This window comes from Marinobacter sp. 1_MG-2023 (assembly GCF_030549045.1).
Taxonomy (GTDB): Bacteria; Pseudomonadota; Gammaproteobacteria; order Pseudomonadales; family Oleiphilaceae; genus Marinobacter.
On sequence record NZ_JAUOST010000001.1, the window covers coordinates 768556 to 784153 of the forward strand.

General features: G+C 54.7%; 17 protein-coding genes. 12 read left to right on the plus strand and 5 right to left on the minus strand.

Annotated features, from left to right (window positions below; all coding sequences use genetic code 11):
* Positions 1-207: 207 nt before the first annotated feature.
* From Q4606_RS03500 to Q4606_RS03515, 4 genes are read left to right on the plus strand one after another with little or no spacing between them, the layout of a single operon-like run.
* Positions 208-1473 (plus strand): nitrous oxide reductase family maturation protein NosD, encoded by a 1266-nt coding sequence (locus Q4606_RS03500; RefSeq protein ID WP_303606672.1) that lies wholly within the window; start codon positions 208-210, stop codon positions 1471-1473.
* Entirely contained in the window at positions 1473-2405 is a 933-nt protein-coding gene (locus Q4606_RS03505) for an ABC transporter ATP-binding protein (protein WP_303606673.1), read from the plus strand. Before Q4606_RS03500 ends, Q4606_RS03505 begins: the two co-directional genes overlap by 1 nt.
* Entirely contained in the window at positions 2402-3232 is an 831-nt protein-coding gene (locus tag Q4606_RS03510; RefSeq protein ID WP_303596577.1) for an ABC transporter permease, read from the plus strand. The genes Q4606_RS03505 and Q4606_RS03510 overlap by 4 nt, the downstream gene beginning before the upstream one ends.
* A 17-nt stretch (positions 3233-3249) precedes the next feature.
* On the plus strand, positions 3250-3840 hold the full coding sequence (locus Q4606_RS03515; protein ID WP_303606674.1) for a nitrous oxide reductase accessory protein NosL: 591 nt from the start codon (positions 3250-3252) through the stop codon (positions 3838-3840).
* A gap of 32 nt (positions 3841-3872) precedes the next feature.
* Here Q4606_RS03515 and moaA read toward each other — a convergent pair whose 3' ends face one another.
* Positions 3873-4865 carry a GTP 3',8-cyclase MoaA gene (gene moaA / locus Q4606_RS03520; protein ID WP_303596574.1) on the minus strand — a complete coding sequence of 331 codons (993 nt, stop codon included), beginning with the start codon at positions 4863-4865 and terminating at the stop codon, positions 3873-3875.
* A 189-nt stretch (positions 4866-5054) separates the two neighbouring features.
* Here moaA and Q4606_RS03525 point away from each other — a divergent pair, with 189 nt between their 5' ends.
* The gene (locus Q4606_RS03525; RefSeq protein WP_303606675.1) at positions 5055-5423 is read left to right on the plus strand and encodes a YbaN family protein; all 369 of its coding nucleotides are present in this window, start codon (positions 5055-5057) and stop codon (positions 5421-5423) included.
* Positions 5424-5452: 29 nt separating this feature from the next.
* The gene (locus Q4606_RS03530) at positions 5453-5890 is read left to right on the plus strand and encodes an Rrf2 family transcriptional regulator (RefSeq protein WP_303596572.1); all 438 of its coding nucleotides are present in this window, start codon (positions 5453-5455) and stop codon (positions 5888-5890) included.
* A 53-nt stretch (positions 5891-5943) separates the two neighbouring features.
* Here Q4606_RS03530 and Q4606_RS03535 read toward each other — a convergent pair whose 3' ends face one another.
* Complete coding sequence (locus tag Q4606_RS03535; RefSeq protein ID WP_303596571.1) at positions 5944-7380, minus strand: wax ester/triacylglycerol synthase family O-acyltransferase; 1437 nt, start codon at positions 7378-7380, stop codon at positions 5944-5946.
* 227 nt (positions 7381-7607) lie between these two features.
* On the opposite strand from Q4606_RS03535, the gene Q4606_RS03540 reads away from it, so the two are divergent.
* The 3 genes from Q4606_RS03540 to Q4606_RS03550 are packed head-to-tail and all read left to right on the plus strand — an operon-like array spanning position 7608 to position 9612.
* Positions 7608-8492, plus strand: a complete 885-nt coding sequence (locus Q4606_RS03540; protein ID WP_303596570.1) for a bile acid:sodium symporter family protein — start codon at positions 7608-7610, stop codon at positions 8490-8492.
* A 15-nt stretch (positions 8493-8507) separates the two neighbouring features.
* Positions 8508-8888: a CidA/LrgA family protein gene (locus Q4606_RS03545; RefSeq protein ID WP_303596569.1), complete on the plus strand. Its 381-nt coding sequence runs from the start codon at positions 8508-8510 to the stop codon at positions 8886-8888.
* A complete protein-coding gene (locus Q4606_RS03550; RefSeq protein ID WP_303606676.1) occupies positions 8881-9612 on the plus strand; it encodes an LrgB family protein in 732 nt (243 codons plus the stop codon). Before Q4606_RS03545 ends, Q4606_RS03550 begins: the two co-directional genes overlap by 8 nt.
* 57 nt (positions 9613-9669) lie before the next feature.
* On the opposite strand, the gene Q4606_RS03555 is transcribed toward Q4606_RS03550, so the two are convergent.
* Complete coding sequence (locus Q4606_RS03555; protein WP_303606677.1) at positions 9670-10146, minus strand: hypothetical protein; 477 nt, start codon at positions 10144-10146, stop codon at positions 9670-9672.
* Between the two features lie 192 nt (positions 10147-10338).
* Between Q4606_RS03555 and Q4606_RS03560 the strand changes: the two genes are divergently transcribed.
* From Q4606_RS03560 to Q4606_RS03570, 3 genes are read left to right on the plus strand one after another with little or no spacing between them, the layout of a single operon-like run.
* Positions 10339-10707 carry a PepSY domain-containing protein gene (locus Q4606_RS03560; RefSeq protein ID WP_303606678.1) on the plus strand — a complete coding sequence of 123 codons (369 nt, stop codon included), beginning with the start codon at positions 10339-10341 and terminating at the stop codon, positions 10705-10707.
* A complete protein-coding gene (locus Q4606_RS03565) occupies positions 10704-11375 on the plus strand; it encodes a response regulator transcription factor (RefSeq protein WP_303596565.1) in 672 nt (223 codons plus the stop codon). The genes Q4606_RS03560 and Q4606_RS03565 overlap by 4 nt, the downstream gene beginning before the upstream one ends.
* The gene (locus Q4606_RS03570; protein ID WP_303606679.1) at positions 11372-12733 is read left to right on the plus strand and encodes a HAMP domain-containing sensor histidine kinase; all 1362 of its coding nucleotides are present in this window, start codon (positions 11372-11374) and stop codon (positions 12731-12733) included. The genes Q4606_RS03565 and Q4606_RS03570 overlap by 4 nt, the downstream gene beginning before the upstream one ends.
* Here Q4606_RS03570 and Q4606_RS03575 read toward each other — a convergent pair.
* Both Q4606_RS03575 and Q4606_RS03580 read right to left on the minus strand, forming a co-directional pair.
* A complete protein-coding gene (locus tag Q4606_RS03575) occupies positions 12722-14281 on the minus strand; it encodes a SpoVR family protein (protein ID WP_303596563.1) in 1560 nt (519 codons plus the stop codon). The two genes, Q4606_RS03570 and Q4606_RS03575, sit on opposite strands and share 12 nt — an antisense overlap.
* Entirely contained in the window at positions 14278-15573 is a 1296-nt protein-coding gene (locus tag Q4606_RS03580; protein WP_303596562.1) for a YeaH/YhbH family protein, read from the minus strand. The genes Q4606_RS03575 and Q4606_RS03580 overlap by 4 nt, the downstream gene beginning before the upstream one ends.
* Positions 15574-15598 lie beyond the last annotated feature (25 nt).

Sequence of the window (15598 nt, forward strand, 5' to 3'; positions counted from 1 at the left end):
GCCGGGGTCCTTTGTTGGGCTCCGGTTTTTTAGTCGTACTTTGGAGAAGCAAATCAAGGGAAGAGGGTCTTTCAAAACACGCTCCTTGCGGCACATCCATGTGGCGCTTGGGCTCCGCCATCCATGGCTCCGCACAGTTTTGAAAGACCCTCTTCCCTTGATTTGCCAGAGTTTCCAGTAAGTTTTGAATCTATTGAGTGATCGGTAATGCACCCCATTTTGCGTTTAGGGGCGGCCCTGACAGTCGCTTTGCTATCACTGACCGCACAGGCGGATATTCAGCAGCAGCTGGATGACCTTGAGCCAGGCGCTATGTTTGAGCTTCCCTCTGAAAACCTTTCGCCGTTTGCTATCAGGGTGCCGGGTGTGACTGTGGCTTGTGCTTCGGAAACCCTAATAGATGGCGGTGGAGTGGGGAACGCCGTTGAGATTCAGGCCGAGGGTGTAACGCTCTCTGGTTGTCGTATCCGGAATTGGGGTACGGATCTGAATGAGCTGGATGCCGGGGTTTTTGTTAACCGGGAGGCCAGCAATGCGACGGTGGAGAATAACGACCTGCAAGGCTCGGCGTTTGGTATCTGGCTGGATGCGACGCCGGATGTGACGGTCAGGAGCAATGTCATTCGGGGCGATGCTTCGGTGCGTTCGAATGATCGAGGGAATGGTATTCATCTGTTCAACACGACCGGGGCCTTGATCGAGGGGAATGATATCCGCGAGACCCGGGATGCGATTTATATCGAGACCGCTAACGGTAACGAGATTATCAATAACACGATGACGGATCTCAGGTATGGCATTCACTATATGTACTCCATGGATAACCTTCTGGAAGGCAATGTGACCCGGGGAACGCGCACCGGTTATGCGTTGATGCAGAGCAAGCGGCTCAAGGTGCTCAATAACCGGTCTGAGAATGATGAGAATTACGGCATTCTGATGAACTTTATTACCCAGTCGGTGCTTCGGGGAAATGTAGTTTCCGGGGTGTCGCAAGGCCAGACCGCGGGTGTGTCGGTTTCCGGCGCGGAAGGCAAGGCTGTGTTTATCTACAACTCTCTCTACAACACATTTGAGAACAATGTGTTCCGGGATAGCGGCGTAGGGATTCATCTGACTGCCGGCTCGGAAGATAACGAGGTATTTCACAATGCGTTTATCAATAACCAGCGCCAGGTGAAGTATGTGGCAATCCGCACCCAGGAGTGGTCGAAGGGCAGTGAGGGCAATTTCTGGAGTGATTACCTGGGCTGGGATCGCAATCAGGATGGTATCGGCGATGTGCCTTACGAGCCCAACGATAATGTTGATCGCCTGCTATGGACCTACCCCGAGGCCAAAATCCTGATGTTCAGCCCGGCGGTGGATACTCTGCGCTGGGTTCAGGAAGCTTTTCCAGTGATCAAGGCAGCGGGTGTCAGTGATTCACACCCATTGATGAGCCCTCCCAAAATGTTACAACCGGAGTCCTGATGAGCTGTTTTCGTCTTGAGAATGTGAGCTACCGGTACGATAAGGCGCTGGTGTTAAATGGTATTGACTTGCGCCTTGAGCCGGGAGAAATCCTCGGGTTGTTTGGCCACAACGGCGCCGGCAAAACCACCAGTATTAAACTGATTCTTGGCCTTATGACAGCCTCTCAGGGCAAGGTCTCAGTGCTGGATGGCGAGGCGGGGGATCCCCGAGTAAGCCAGTATATCGGCTATTTGCCGGAAAACGTGATGTTTTACCCGCAGCTAACCGGCCGTGAAATCCTTGCCCACTTTGCCCGTCTGAAAGGCGCGAACCTGCGACAGGTGCCGGAACTGCTGGGGCAGGTGGGGTTGGAAGATGCCATGGATGCTCGCGTTAAGACCTACTCCAAAGGCATGCGGCAGCGTCTGGGGCTTGCTCAGGCTTTACTTGGAAAACCGCGCTTGTTGATGCTGGATGAGCCCACCGTGGGGCTGGACCCGGTAGCCACGGCTGACCTCTATCGTTTGCTTCGCAAGCTGCGCGATGAAGGCACTGGCATTGTTCTTTGCTCCCATGTGCTTCCTGGTGTGGAGCCTTACATAGACCGGGCGGCGATTCTGACTGATGGGTCCCTGAAGGCTGTTGGTGATCTCGGTTCACTGCGTCGGCAAGCCAACATGCCGATAACCCTTTCCCTTGAACCGGAGAACGGTGTGGCAGAACTGGAAGCTGTCATCAATGGCGCGCAGGCGTCTGCCGGGCTGATGGTAAGACGCGATAACGGGCACTTGCATGTGGATGTCCGTTCTTCGGAAAAAATGGCCCTGGTCAAGACCCTGATGGCGTCTGGTGAAGTTCGTGACCTGGGTATCTATCAGCCGACGCTGGAGGATGTGTATGTGCACTTTATTGGTTCCGGCGGCCTTTCCCATCGCGGAGGTTCCCAATGAACAGTATCTGGACCATCGCCCGCAAGGAGCTCAGCGACAGTCTGCGTAACCGCTGGCTGATCGCTATTGCTCTCGTTTTCGCCACTCTGGCTCTGGGCATTGCCTGGTTTGGCGCCGCCGCGTCCGGGCAGGTTGGTTATGCGTCTACCCCGGCGACCATCGCCAGTCTCGCCAGTTTGGGCATTTTCCTGATACCGCTTATTGCGTTGTTGTTGGCTTATGACGCCATTGTGGGCGAGGAAGAGGGTGGCACATTGTTGCTGCTGATGACCTATCCGTTGAGCCGAGGGCAGCTGTTGTTTGGCAAGTTTTTAGGTCACGGGCTCACGTTGGCACTGGCGACACTGATTGGTTTTGGCGTGGCCGGCGTGGCGATTGCAGTGCTGGTTCAGGATGTTGCGGTTGGCGCATTGGCCCTCGCCATGTTGCGCTTTATTGTTTCAACCACGCTACTCGGCTGGGGGTTTATTGCTCTGGCTTATGTGGTGAGTGTGCGGGTGAGTGAGAAGCCGGTCGCCGCAGGTCTGGCCCTGGCCATCTGGTTCTTTTTCGTTCTGATTTTTGACTTGATGTTGCTGGGCACACTGGTTGCCAGCCAGGGCGAGTTCAATCCGGACTTGCTGCCCTGGCTTCTGTTGCTTAACCCCACAGATATATACCGTTTACTGAACATTGTTACGTTCAGCGATGGTGCGCAGCTCAGCGGCGTTCTCAGCCTTGGTGCAGATCTGCCCATTGGCCCTGGCGGGCTATGGCTGGCACTGGTGCTCTGGTTTGTTGTTCCCCTGGCCGGTGCCCTGGCACTGTTTCGTAGCCGTCGTATCTGATCTGGAGATATTTACCGATGAAATCTGTTCGTTTGAAATTGCTGTTCGCATTGCTGATGTCAGGGGTATTCCTGGTCGGCTGTTCCGGTGAAGCCGAAAAAATCGCTGAAAAACCGGCACCGGTTCATATAGAAGACGGCGACGAGTGTCACGTTTGCGGTATGGCCATCACCCGATTCCCCGGCCCCAAAGGCGAAGTAATTACCGAAAAAGAGCAAGCCGTTCATAAATTCTGCTCCACCAAGGACATGTTTGCCTGGGTGTTGCAGCCAGAGAACGTGAACCGCAAGCACACCCTCTATGTGCACGACATGAGCCAGGAAGAATGGGATAACCCGAACGACACCGCACTGATCGATGCCCGTGAAGCCTTTTACGTGGCAGGCTCCGGGCGCGAAGGCGCCATGGGGCCAACCCTGGCGTCATTCGCCACAGAATCGGCTGCCCATGATTTTATGATGGAGTACGGCGGTGAAGTAGTGACCTATGACGCAATCACTCTGGATCACCTGAATACCGGGATGCCCATGGGTGGTATGCATGAAGATATGTCTGGAGAGCAACATGGAGAAATGCACTCAGGCATGCAACACGGCCACGAACACTAAGGCCGGTGTTTTCTTAAGGGGGCCGAGTTGCCTCAGCCCCCTGTCATATTCATGAAGCGCAGAATCTGGACGTCACCATTGGCAGAGAAATGGTGGCGCTCCGGCTTGAGATCCATGGAGTCGATAATGGTTTGCCGGAGTTTGTCATTGGTTACCGGATGACCACGAAGAACCCGGCGCAGGTCAACCGAATGTTCGTTCCCCAAGCACAGTAGTAATCTGCCCTCAACCGTTACCCTGACGCGATTGCAGGTGGAGCAGAAGTTGTGGGAGTGGGGCGAAATAAAGCCAACCTTGATGGGGCTGTCCGACATACGGTAGTAACGGGCTGGTCCGCCGGAGTCCTCCGGTGTGGGAATCAGATCATGATGCTGGCGGACAATGTCGCGTACTTCATCACTTGTACACAGAGCTTGTCCGCGATCGTGCTCGGAAATATCGCCCAGAGGCATTTCTTCAATGAAGGTAATGTCGACATTCTTCTTTCGGGCAAACTCGATCAGGTCCGGAACCTCGTGATCATTCCCGCCTTTCATTACCACCGTGTTCAGTTTGATGCCTTTGAACTGGGCTTCTTTGGCGGCGTCTATGCCATCGAGTACCCGTGACAGCTTTCCGGTACGGGTAATGCTCGCGAATTTTTCGGGATCGAGTGAATCCAGGCTAATGTTTAGCCGCGCAAGGCCCGCCTTACGAAGAGGCTCCGCCATTGTGGGTAATTGGCTGCCATTGGTGGTCATGGCAAAGTCGCGCAAGCCGTAGGTGCCAATCTCGCGAACAAGTTCGAGGATATCCTTGCGAACCAGAGGCTCACCGCCTGTAAGGCGGATTTTTTCCGTGCCCAGGGAAACAAACGTTCTTGCCACTCGGGCGATTTCTTCAAGCGTCAGAACCTGTTGCCGGGGCAGAAAAGTCATCTCTTCCGCCATGCAATATACGCAACGGAAATCGCAGCGGTCGGTAACGGACAGGCGCACATAATTAACGGTCCTGCCAAAACGGTCTCTCAGCTTGCTCTGGGACATCTGTTTCTTTCCTGTAACTGCTGGTCGCACGTTTTTGAATTGAGTATAGACCAAGTATCGCAGAATCATTATGGGAATCCGATACCCCTCGCGGGGTAAGTCGGTTGGCGTTTTTAATCGTCCAGGGAGACCTGATTATTGATTAGATGTATACTGAATAGAGGATTGAAAAGTTCAGAGGTGTCGGCCATGGCAGCGCGATCCGGTAAAACCAGTTTTAGAATTCTTGCGTATATATCGGTAGCGTTTGCCGCTATCGGTGTTGTTTTGCCCCTACTACCTACCACACCGTTTGTGTTGCTTGCGGCATTTTTCGCCAGCAAGGGCTCTCCGGCCTTTGCCAGCTGGATTGAGGAACACCCTTCGTTCGGGCCTGCCATCAGCGACTGGCGCCGAAACCGGGTCATACCGTTAAAGGCGAAGGTGTTGGCATGCAGCATGATGCTGTTGAGCTGGAGTTCACTTGTTTTCATGGGAGCCGCCGGGACAATACTTGCGATCTCGGGAATTTTTATGGCCGGCGTAGCAAGTTATTTACTGACCAGGCCTTCTTATTGACAGCCTTCACCGAACAACCGGAGTGTTGAATGCACATTACCCGCTACACTGACTACTCACTGCGAGTGCTGATTTACCTGGCTGCACAAGGTGATCGCCTTACTACAATTCAGGAAATCGCAGATAGCTACGATATATCCAAGAACCACTTGATGAAGGTGGTGCATCAGCTCAACAGGAAAGGGTATATAGAGACGGTCAGGGGGAAAAAGGGCGGTATGAGGCTTCATATGGCGCCAGAAGATATTAATGTGGGTGTGCTGGTGCGCGAAACCGAGCACGATCTCAGTGTTGTTGAATGTTACTCCTCCAAGAATGCCTGCAAAATCACGCCGGCTTGTGGTCTGAAGCCCATGTTTGGTGAAGCCTTGCAGGCGTTTCTCTCAGTACTTGATAAGTACACCCTCAAAGACGTTATGAAGGATCACTACAAACCGCAATTGCTAAGGCTGCTGCAGATCGCCTGATCTTCGATTGTGCGGTGAACCTGGCGCCCCTGAAACCGGGGCGCCAGGCAGGTTCAGGCCTTCCCGTCTTTATTCACCCGCGCTCTTTTGGGCTTGGGCGGAAGAATCAGCTTTTCCAGATCGTCCAGCGCTTCTCCGGTAAACACTGCCAGCTTTTGCATACTTGGCAAGGTGTCACGGCAGCCGGTAAATCCGAAATTCAGTGACCCGGCATAGCTCAGGCAGGTAATGTTCAAAGCGCCGCCATGGGCAATCAGCGAAACCGGGTACATGGCTTCGAGTTTTGCGCCTTCGTAGTACAGACTTTCCTGTGGGCCAGGAACATTTGAGATGGTCACGTTGAAAACAGGGCGCATGCGCCCGCCGAGGCCTGACATTAATTGCAGGATATACGGCGACATCAGCAGCATGGTGTACTGATTCAGTGCGCTTTTCGGGAGTTTCTGCAAGTGTTCTTTGGCCCGGCGACTGGATGACTTGATGTTCTGTAAACGTGTAAGTGGGTCCGCCTCGTTGGTGGCAAGCGAAGCAATCATGAAGCTGATCTGGGTGCCCGTGCCCTGATCATCCGCCGGTCGGATATTTACCGGGATGCCAGCGGTCAGCGGCGTATCCGGAAGGTCATCCTGCTCGAGCAGGAAACGCCGTAGTGCCGTACCACAAAGGTAAAGCACAATATCATTCAGTGAAGAGCCAGATGAGTGGGCGAGTTTTTTGATGCGATCAAGCTGGTAATGCTGCGTGGCAAATCGACGCTGCCCGGTTACGCGGTGATTAATCTTTGAAACCGGTCCTTTGAATGGTGGAGTCAGACCGTCTTCGGGGTGTCGCGCTGAGTGCACGAGTCTGGTGCCCGCCCGCCAGAGTGTCGGCGCCATATCGGCCTGCAGCTTTAGAGCGTCCAGGGCCTGAGAAAATGCCGCAGGAATGCTTGCTTCTGAATCGCTCTTATTGCCCCGTCGGCGCTCTGGCTTCACCGACCAGGGCGGCAACATATCCCGCTCTTTCGGGTTGGTACTAAGGACCCGTTGCAACAGGCGCACGCCACTGATGCCATCAATCATCGAGTGGTGCATCTTGGTATACAGGGCGAAGCGGTTGTTCTCCAGCCCCTCAATAACGTGGCATTCCCAGAGCGGGCGAGCAAAATCCAGCGGGTTGGAATGCAGGCGCGAGACCAGGATGCCGAGCTCCCGTTCACCACCGGGTTTCGGAAGTGCGGAGTGACGCACGTGGTAATCCAGATCGATATCTTTATCGACTTTCCAGGATGGTGCCAGCAGCCGGCCCAGAAAACCGGACCATGCGAGTTTGTAGCTCCACGGCGGGGCGATATCCCCCGTTTCTTTCATGCTGGTGACCATGTCACGCAGGAAAGTATCGGTCGCGCCTTCCGGCAATGAAAAAATCTGCATGTTACCCACATGCATTGGCGTGTCTTCTGATTCTACAGCCAGCCATGAAGCATCAAGAGTTCCCAGACGTTTCATTCCTTGTGCACCTCTGCCCTGTTCGGGCGTGAAAGTGGGTCTTTATAATTGTTGATTATGAGTATACGGGTTAGTGTCTTTGGAGACGATCTCCGAGGTGAAAAAAAGTGTCAGCACTGCAGATACCGGCGGTTTCGTGAGCTGCTATTGGCAAGCTCCCGAAATCTGATGAGTTGTGTTACTTTCTAAACAATGAATTAATAAAAACAACGACATCCGGAGGCACTGTGGAATCAAGCCCACTTATCTCAGCAGGACTGCCAATCGCGCTGTTCATCATCATGATTGGTATAGGCATGACACTGACCTTTCAGGATTTCCGGCAGGTCGCGGTTTATCCAAAAGGTATAATTGTAGGCACTGTCGCCCAGATTCTGTTGATGCCTCTCGTGGCTTTTGCTTTGGCATCTGCGCTGGCAGTACCTCCGGCTATTGCGGTTGGCCTGGTGATAATAGCGGCGTGTCCCGGTGGAACAACCTCAAACCTTTTCGTTCTGCTCGCGCGGGGTAATATTGCACTATCCATTGTGCTGACGGTCAGTGCCAGTTTGATCACCATCCTCACACTGCCGTTGTTTGCCAATGTGGCGCTCCAGTTCTACATGGGCACGGAAGAAAATATTGTACTGCCGGTATGGAAAACCATCGGCATGCTGGTTGGCATCGTGCTCTTTCCTGTAGCCATTGGCATGCTGGTGCGGGCCCGTAAGCCTGATGTTGCGCGTAAAGCGGAGAGCATCGTAAGCGTGTTCGGCGGTGTTGTGCTCGCCTTGTTGATTGTGGTGCTCGTTTACGGAGTGCGAGACCAGATCTGGGAGCTGCTTAAGCAGGCAGGGCCAGCAACGATTCTGTTGAATGTGGTGGGTATTTTTATCGGCCTGCTCGCCGGCCGTGTCACCGGGTTGACCCAGAGAGAATCCCTGGCGGTAGCCGTCGAACTGGGCGTCAAAAACGGGACCATTGCCCTGATGGTCACACTCACGCTGCTGGAATCCAGCGCGATGTCCATACCGGCTGCAGTATACGGAGTGTTGATGTTTCCGATCGGGTTTCTGCTCGCTGTATATGGCCGGAGTATTATTCCTAAAGTCAGTTCGGGTGTTGTTAGGTAATCGGAGGGCAAGGTCGTGCAGTTCCTCAATGGTATTACATTACTGCTGGTCTATCAGCTGGCAGGAGAAATAATTGTGCGTCTGCTCGGCGTGTCGATTCCGGGGCCTGTTCTCGGTATGGTCATGCTGTTCGTCACCATGATGATCCGTGGGCGGGCGCCCGAGTCCGTTGAGCAGGCTTCTACCGGACTACTCAGTCATCTTTCATTGCTGTTTGTTCCTGCAGGCGTAGGCATGATCACGCACTTTGGCCGGATTGCAGATGAATGGTTGCCAATTACGCTCGCTTTGCTTCTTAGCACGGTTATCACCATGGTAGCCACGGCGTTGATCATGCAACAGACCAGTCGCTGGTTTACAAAAACGGGGCAGATGCAAGGGCAGAACGATGAATAATCCCGGGCTGTCGGATATCTGGGTTTATCTTTCCGCGACTCCTTTGTTGGGGCTGACGGTCACTCTTGTGGCCTATGGGCTGGCATACCGGTTTTATCTGAAAACCAATGGTAGCCCGCTGGCGAATCCGGTGGTTACGTCGGTGGCCATGCTGATTACTTTGTTGCTTGTTTCGGGCATCTCCTACAACGATTATTTTGCCGGCGGACAGTTTGTGCACTTTCTGTTGGGGCCCGCCACAGTAGCTTTGGCTGTGCCGCTTTATCAGCAGTTTTCGAGGTTGCGCCAACTGTGGTTGCCGGTACTCATATCGCTGATCTGCGGCGTTGGAATCGCGGCGGGTAGCTCTGTTTTGCTGGCACGGCTTCTGGGCGGATCGCTGGAGGTCCAGATGTCTCTTGCGCCCAAATCCGCTACCGCCCCTGTGGCGATGGGTATATCCGAGAACATCGGGGGATTGCCCTCACTGACAGCGGTCTTGGTGGTGATTACCGGCATTATCGGGGCCGTATTAGGCACCAAGCTGTTCGAGTGGATTGGCGTAAAAGATGATACGACAAAAGGCATTGCCATGGGCGTTGCGGCCCACGGCATAGGAACTGCGAGGGCGTTCCAGGTGAGTAGTCGAATGGGGGCGTTTTCAGGGTTGGCAATGGCGCTATCTGCTTTCGCTACGGCGATTTTGGTGCCCTGGATGGTGGACTGGATTCAGGGTTTGTTCTAAACCAGCTGGCCATGTAGCCGGGCACTCCGGCAGTCCTTTGCCGGTAGCCGTTCGTGCTTAAGAGCGGTCGTCTCTATCCACTCGGGTAGGTTCCATGTTCCCGCTGCGGTAATCAATTTCCAGCTCCTGCCCGTCGGCGTTATCACCTTCCACTTCAATTTCGCCTCGGGAATTGATTTGGATTTCCTCAACCCGGCTCATGCCCTGTTTTACGCTGGCATCAATGTAGTCTGCAACTTCGGCAGCGGATAAGCCCCAGGGACCATCCGCGCGCTTGCGGCGCTCTTCTTTTTTGATCGAGCCGTCATTGTTTACATCAATCTCTACGAACCATTCGTTATCAACCCAGCCTTCGATTTCCATGCTGCCATCGTCGTCGCGGTCATCTTCCAGTTCAATGCTGTGGAAGTGCGAAATGCCATAGTCTGAGCCGATCTGGACAGCTCGCTTGGCGTCATCAATGGTTCCGGATGCGAAAGCCTGGGGTGCTGCAACAAGGCTGGCGGCGAGTGCGGTTGCGATCAGTGTCTTCATGCTGTTTCTCCTGACTCGTTGGTCACAATGTATCTGTTAATGGTGCATACAGTGTTTATCTGAATGTGTTCTGGTAGCGCCTCCTGAGGGAGGTCTTCCTGAACGTTGGGGGTATCTTAGGTAAAGGCTGCTTGCAGGAGAGTGAGTATTTTGTTCATGGTTCATTCATGTTGACTCTGACAAAATGAAATCATGAAACATTTGCCCTTCTACATGCTGAAACTGATCATCCCCACCACGGCGCTCATTGCTGCGGCGTTTGCCGTTGTATTGTTCCTGGCCGGACCAGCGCCGGTCTCTGCCGATGAGGATTGGCGCAAGCTGCATGAAGACGTGCAGGCGGGCAAAATAAAATCTCTTGGTGAAATTCTGGATAGCCTGTTGCGCGACTGGAACGGGCAGGTAATTGATGTGGAGTTTGAGCAGGAGGATGGTAAAAAGCTTTATGAAATCGAACTTCTGGGCCCTGAAGGCCAAGTGATCGAGTTCGAAGTGGATGCGGTAACCGGGGAGCTTATCGGCATTGAGGGCACCAACATCAACGGAATGAAGCGCCAATGAAAATCTTGCTGGTAGAGGATGATCAGCCGCTGGCCAGGGGGCTTGCAGCTTCGCTTGAAGATGCGGGCCTTCTGGTGGAAATCGCAGGCGATGGCCGCACTGCAGATTTCCTGGTCAGTACCGAGTGCTACGATGCGGTTATTCTGGATCTTGGGCTGCCCGATGGTAATGGTGCTCAGTGGTTGTCCCAGTGGCGTGAGCAGGGCATCGAATTACCGGTTCTGATTCTGACCGCAAGAGAGCGCTGGTCTGATAAAGCCGCGGGCTTTTCCGCTGGTGCCGACGATTACGTTACCAAGCCTTTCGAAACTGCTGAAATTCTGTTTCGTTTAAGAGCGTTGGTGCGCAGAGCTCACGGTCATGCCCACCCGGTTATTCGGGTCGGGGATATTTCCCTGGATACGCACAGTGCCCAGGTAAGCCGGGCAGGCATGCCAGTATCTCTGACGGCCCAGGAATTCCGGCTGCTTTCCCACCTTGTTCATGCCGCGCCCCGGGTGGTTAGCCGCACCGAGTTAGCCGAGCACGTTTATGACGGTGATACAGAGCCGGATTCCAATGTGATTGATGTTCAGGTGAGCCGCTTGCGGCGGAAACTCGGTAGCCAAAGTATCGAAACCCTGCGTGGTCAGGGCTACCGGATGGTTGCGGATAAAGAGGCATCATGACCCTGACAGGCCGGCTGCGCCGGCTTCCTATAGCTACGCGCATGCTGGTCTCAGCGCTGGTGCTTGTTGTTCTGGTATTACCTGCCGCCGGTGCGCTGCTGTCATGGAACTTCCGGGAAGCGGTGAATACGGCCTTTAATGAGCGCCTTGAAAGTCTGCTCAATGTTGTGATTGCCGGGGTCAGCTACGATGTCCGGCAAGATGCACTGGTGACCAGCAGGCAGCTGGGTGACTCTCGTTTTGACCGGGTGTTTTCTGGCTGGTATTGGCAAGTTCGTGATGAGAGTGAGCGGGTACTTACGTCCCGGTCGCTATGGGATCAGCGGTTAGCCGTTTCCCATGAACCAGGCATAGCCTTCCGCACCGTCACCGGCCCCAGAGGCGAGCAGCTTCGATTGCTGGAACGGGACATACGCCTTCCCAACCTTGACGACATTCTGCACGTGCAGGTGGCCGCTAACCTTGATGAGGTAGAAACGCAGATTGCCCGTTTCCAGACTTTGCTGTGGCTGTCGCTGGTAACACTGGGCGGGCTTCTCATTGTGCTGATTGGTTTGCAGATCCGTTGGGGGCTCGCGCCCCTGCGGCGGATTGAACGAAGCCTGAAGGCGGTAGAGCAGGGTCGGCAGCCGTCCATTGAGACCGACCTGCCCCGGGAATTGGCGCGGCTGGCAGAGGCGATTAATACCGTGCTGGAAAGAGACCAGCGCCTGATGGAGCGAGGCAGAACCGCTGCGGGTAATTTGGCTCATGCATTGAAAACCCCGGTCGCTGTGCTGGGCACCCTGGCAGAACGGTTACCGCAAGAGCAGGAGAAGGCAATGCGGGCGGAGCTCAAGCGGTTGGACGAGGCAGTACGGCATCACCTGGCCCGTGCTTCTGCGGCCGGCCCAGCCGCACTGGGCGCTGAACAGGAAATTGGCACAGTGCTTGAGCCCGTTATTGAAGGCGTCCGACGCCTGGCAGGCAGGCGGGGCCTGATGTTTCAGAGTAGTCTTCCACAGGGACTCAAGGTGCGGATTGATGCCCAGGATTTGCAGGAACTTGTTGGCAATCTACTTGAAAATGCAATCAACTGGGCTAAAGGTGCCATCAGCCTGACTGGCGTTGTTGAAGGGGACTGGCTGGTGCTCAGTGTCGCCGACGATGGGCCTGGTATGTCACCGGAAGAGCGTCAGCAGGCTCTGAGCCGGGGGGGCAGGCTGGACGAGGCAAGGTCCGGGTCCGGGCTGGGGCTGGCGATCGTTACAGATATTGCTGCTTTGCATGGCGGCGAGCTCCGGCTGGAAGACGGCACTGAAGGTGGCCTGGAGGCAAAGGTGCTTTTGCCTCTGACACACTTGCACTCAGGACCCTAGCGGAGGCGCGTGCGGGCAGTGGTAATCCTCCACCACAATACCTTCTTCCACACTTTCCAGGTGCACATCAAAGCCCCATAGTCTGTGAACATGGCGCAGTACTTCTTCTGTATCTGTGCCCAAAGGCACTCTGTCTGCGGGCACGTGCCGGAGCGTCAACGAGCGATCGCCGCGTAAATCCACGCTCCACACCTGAATGTTAGGGTCCCGATAACTAAGATTGTACTGGCGGGCGAGCTTCTCCCGCAGCTTCCGATAGCCGGGCTCGTCGTGGATAGCAGTTACCATGTAGCTGTCTTCCAAGTCATCATCCTCAATGGCAAACAGCTTTAAATCCCGCATCACCTTGGGCGAAAGGAATTGCAGGATGAAGCTCTCATCCTTGAAGTTGGCCATGGCAAAATGCAGGGTTTCAAGCCAGTCTGAGCCGGCGATGTCTGGAAACCACTCGCGATCCTCATTGGTGGGCGTTTCACAAATCCGTCGCAGGTCAGTGAAGATAGAGAACCCGAGAGTGTAGGGGTTAAGGCCGGAATACCATGGGCTGTTGAATGGCGGTTGATACACCACCGCAGTGTGGCTTTGCAGAAACTCCAGCATAAAGCCATCGGTCACCAGGCCCTTCTCGTACATCCGATGCAGCAGAGTGTAGTGCCAAAACGTAGCCCAGCCCTCGTTCATCACCTGAGTCTGGCGCTGCGGGTAGAAATACTGGGCCAGCTTGCGCACAATCCGGATGATCTCCCGCTGCCAGGTCTCCAGCAGGGGCGCATTTTTCTCGATGAAGTACAGCAGGTTCTCCTGGGGCTCTTCCGGGTAGCGCTTTTGGCGCTTTATCGGATCTTCATCCTCCCCCATTTTCGGAATAGTGCGCCACAGATCGTTCACCCGGCGTTGCAGATAGTCCTCTCGTTCTTCCTGGCGCTGGGCTTCCTCGGCGGCAGAGATCGGAGCGGGTCGTTTATAGCGGTCGACGCCGTGGTTCATGAGAGCATGGCAGGAATCGAGTATTTCCTCGACCGCATCCACGCCGTAACGCTCTTCGCACTCAGACACATAATTCCGGGCAAACACCAGGTAATCAATAATGGCGCTGGCGTCTGTCCAGGTGCGGAAAAGATAGTTGCCCTTGAAGAACGAGTTATGGCCATAGCAGGCATGGGCAATCACCAGTGCCTGCATGGGCAGAGTGTTCTCTTCCATCAGGTAGGCAATGCAGGGGTTGGAGTTGATCACTATTTCATAGGCCAGCCCCATCTGCCCGCGCTGGTAGCCTTTGGATGTACTGAGAAACTGCTTGCCGAACGACCAGTGATTGTAGCCAACTGGCATGCCTACCGAGCTGTAGGCGTCCATCATCTGCTCGGCACTGATCACCTCAACCTGGTTGGGGTAAGTGTCAAGGCCGAACTCGGCGGCGCACTTGGCAATTTCCTCATCGTATTGTCGAATCAGTTCGAACGTCCATTCCGAGCCGGTGGAAACCGGATTGCCACTTGCCCGGCTCTCATTGCCAGAGTCGTTCGGAGTATCGAGGGCATCACTCATGCGGCTTTCCTCTCAAAAAGCCGGCGGAAGACCGGGTAGATCTCGCCGGGGTCGGCAATTTGCTGCTGGGCGAAACTCTCGGGGAAGCGCTCCTGCACCCGCTCGTATTCGTGCCACAGCATCTGGTGGTCCTGGGGAGTAATCTCCACGTAGGCGAAATACTGCACCAGGGGCAGGATGCTGTCGGTCAGCAACTTGCCGCACACGGGTGAGTCGTCGTTCCAGTTGTCGCCATCAGACGCTTGTGCCGCATAGATGTTCCACTCTGCCGGGGAGTAGCGGGACTCGATGATCTTGTGCATCAGTTTCAGGGCGCTGGAAACGATGGTGCCACCGGTTTCCCGGGAATAGAAAAATTCTTCTTCATCCACTTCTTTGGCGCTGGTGTGGTGGCGAATGAACACCACATCGATTTTTTTGTAGTTTTTTTTCAGGAACAGGTACAGCAGGATGAAAAACCGCTTTGCGGTGTCCTTGTGCATCTGAGTCATTGAGCCAGACACGTCCATCAGGCAGAACATGACTGCGCTGGTGGCCGGTTTTGGCTGCTTCAGATGCTGGCGATAACGCAGGTCGATTTCATCAATGAACGGAATCCGTTTTACGTTGGCCTTTAGGCGGGCAATTTCGTCTTCCAGCACTTTTATCTGATCTTCATGGCTGAACGCGGCATCCAGATCAGCGGGAGCAGATTTCAGGTCGGCAAGCTGGGCTTCCAGTTCACGAATTTTCTTTTTGCGAGCGCCGCCAAGACCCAGGCGACGGGCGTGGGCACCGCGTAGTGATCGAACGACGTCTAGTTTTGCAGGCACACCCTGAGTGCTGAAGCCGGAGCGCACATAATTGAAGGTTTCCGTATCCTTGAGCTTTTTGCGGACAAGGTTCGGAAGTTCGAGATCATCAAACAGAAAGTTCAGAAATTCGTCCTGGGTGATCTGAAAGGCAAACTCATCCATGCCTTCGCCGTCAGGGCTGGCCTGACCTTGTCCCTGGCCCTGCCCATCGCCGCCTTCCGGTTTTGGCAGTCGGTCTCCCGCCACGAAGTCCCGGTTACCCGGGTGCACCATTTCGCGATGGCCACCCTGGCCATGATGGAAGACTGGCTCATCAATATCCCTGGTGGGAATACTGACGCGCTCCCCCCGTTCTATATCGGTGATCGAGCGCCGATGTACTGCGTCAGAAACTGCCTTCTTTATGTGATGGCGGTAGCGGCGTAAAAACCGCTCCCGGTTCACCGCGCTCTTGTTTTTGCCGTTCAGTCGTCGGTCGACAATGTGGGTCATACCCATAATTCACACTCCACTTACGCGTTCG

Coding starts and splice junctions, on each gene's coding strand:
- Q4606_RS03500 (WP_303606672.1), top strand. CDS start 208: ATGCACCCCATTTTGCGTTTAGGGGCGGCCCTGACAGTCGCTTTGCTA.
- Q4606_RS03505 (WP_303606673.1), top strand. CDS start 1,473: ATGAGCTGTTTTCGTCTTGAGAATGTGAGCTACCGGTACGATAAGGCG.
- Q4606_RS03510 (WP_303596577.1), top strand. CDS start 2,402: ATGAACAGTATCTGGACCATCGCCCGCAAGGAGCTCAGCGACAGTCTG.
- Q4606_RS03515 (WP_303606674.1), top strand. CDS start 3,250: ATGAAATCTGTTCGTTTGAAATTGCTGTTCGCATTGCTGATGTCAGGG.
- moaA (WP_303596574.1), bottom strand. CDS start 4,865: ATGTCCCAGAGCAAGCTGAGAGACCGTTTTGGCAGGACCGTTAATTAT.
- Q4606_RS03525 (WP_303606675.1), top strand. CDS start 5,055: ATGGCAGCGCGATCCGGTAAAACCAGTTTTAGAATTCTTGCGTATATA.
- Q4606_RS03530 (WP_303596572.1), top strand. CDS start 5,453: ATGCACATTACCCGCTACACTGACTACTCACTGCGAGTGCTGATTTAC.
- Q4606_RS03535 (WP_303596571.1), bottom strand. CDS start 7,380: ATGAAACGTCTGGGAACTCTTGATGCTTCATGGCTGGCTGTAGAATCA.
- Q4606_RS03550 (WP_303606676.1), top strand. CDS start 8,881: ATGAATAATCCCGGGCTGTCGGATATCTGGGTTTATCTTTCCGCGACT.
- Q4606_RS03555 (WP_303606677.1), bottom strand. CDS start 10,146: ATGAAGACACTGATCGCAACCGCACTCGCCGCCAGCCTTGTTGCAGCA.
- Q4606_RS03560 (WP_303606678.1), top strand. CDS start 10,339: ATGAAACATTTGCCCTTCTACATGCTGAAACTGATCATCCCCACCACG.
- Q4606_RS03565 (WP_303596565.1), top strand. CDS start 10,704: ATGAAAATCTTGCTGGTAGAGGATGATCAGCCGCTGGCCAGGGGGCTT.
- Q4606_RS03570 (WP_303606679.1), top strand. CDS start 11,372: ATGACCCTGACAGGCCGGCTGCGCCGGCTTCCTATAGCTACGCGCATG.
- Q4606_RS03575 (WP_303596563.1), bottom strand. CDS start 14,281: ATGAGTGATGCCCTCGATACTCCGAACGACTCTGGCAATGAGAGCCGG.
- Q4606_RS03580 (WP_303596562.1), bottom strand. CDS start 15,573: ATGGGTATGACCCACATTGTCGACCGACGACTGAACGGCAAAAACAAG.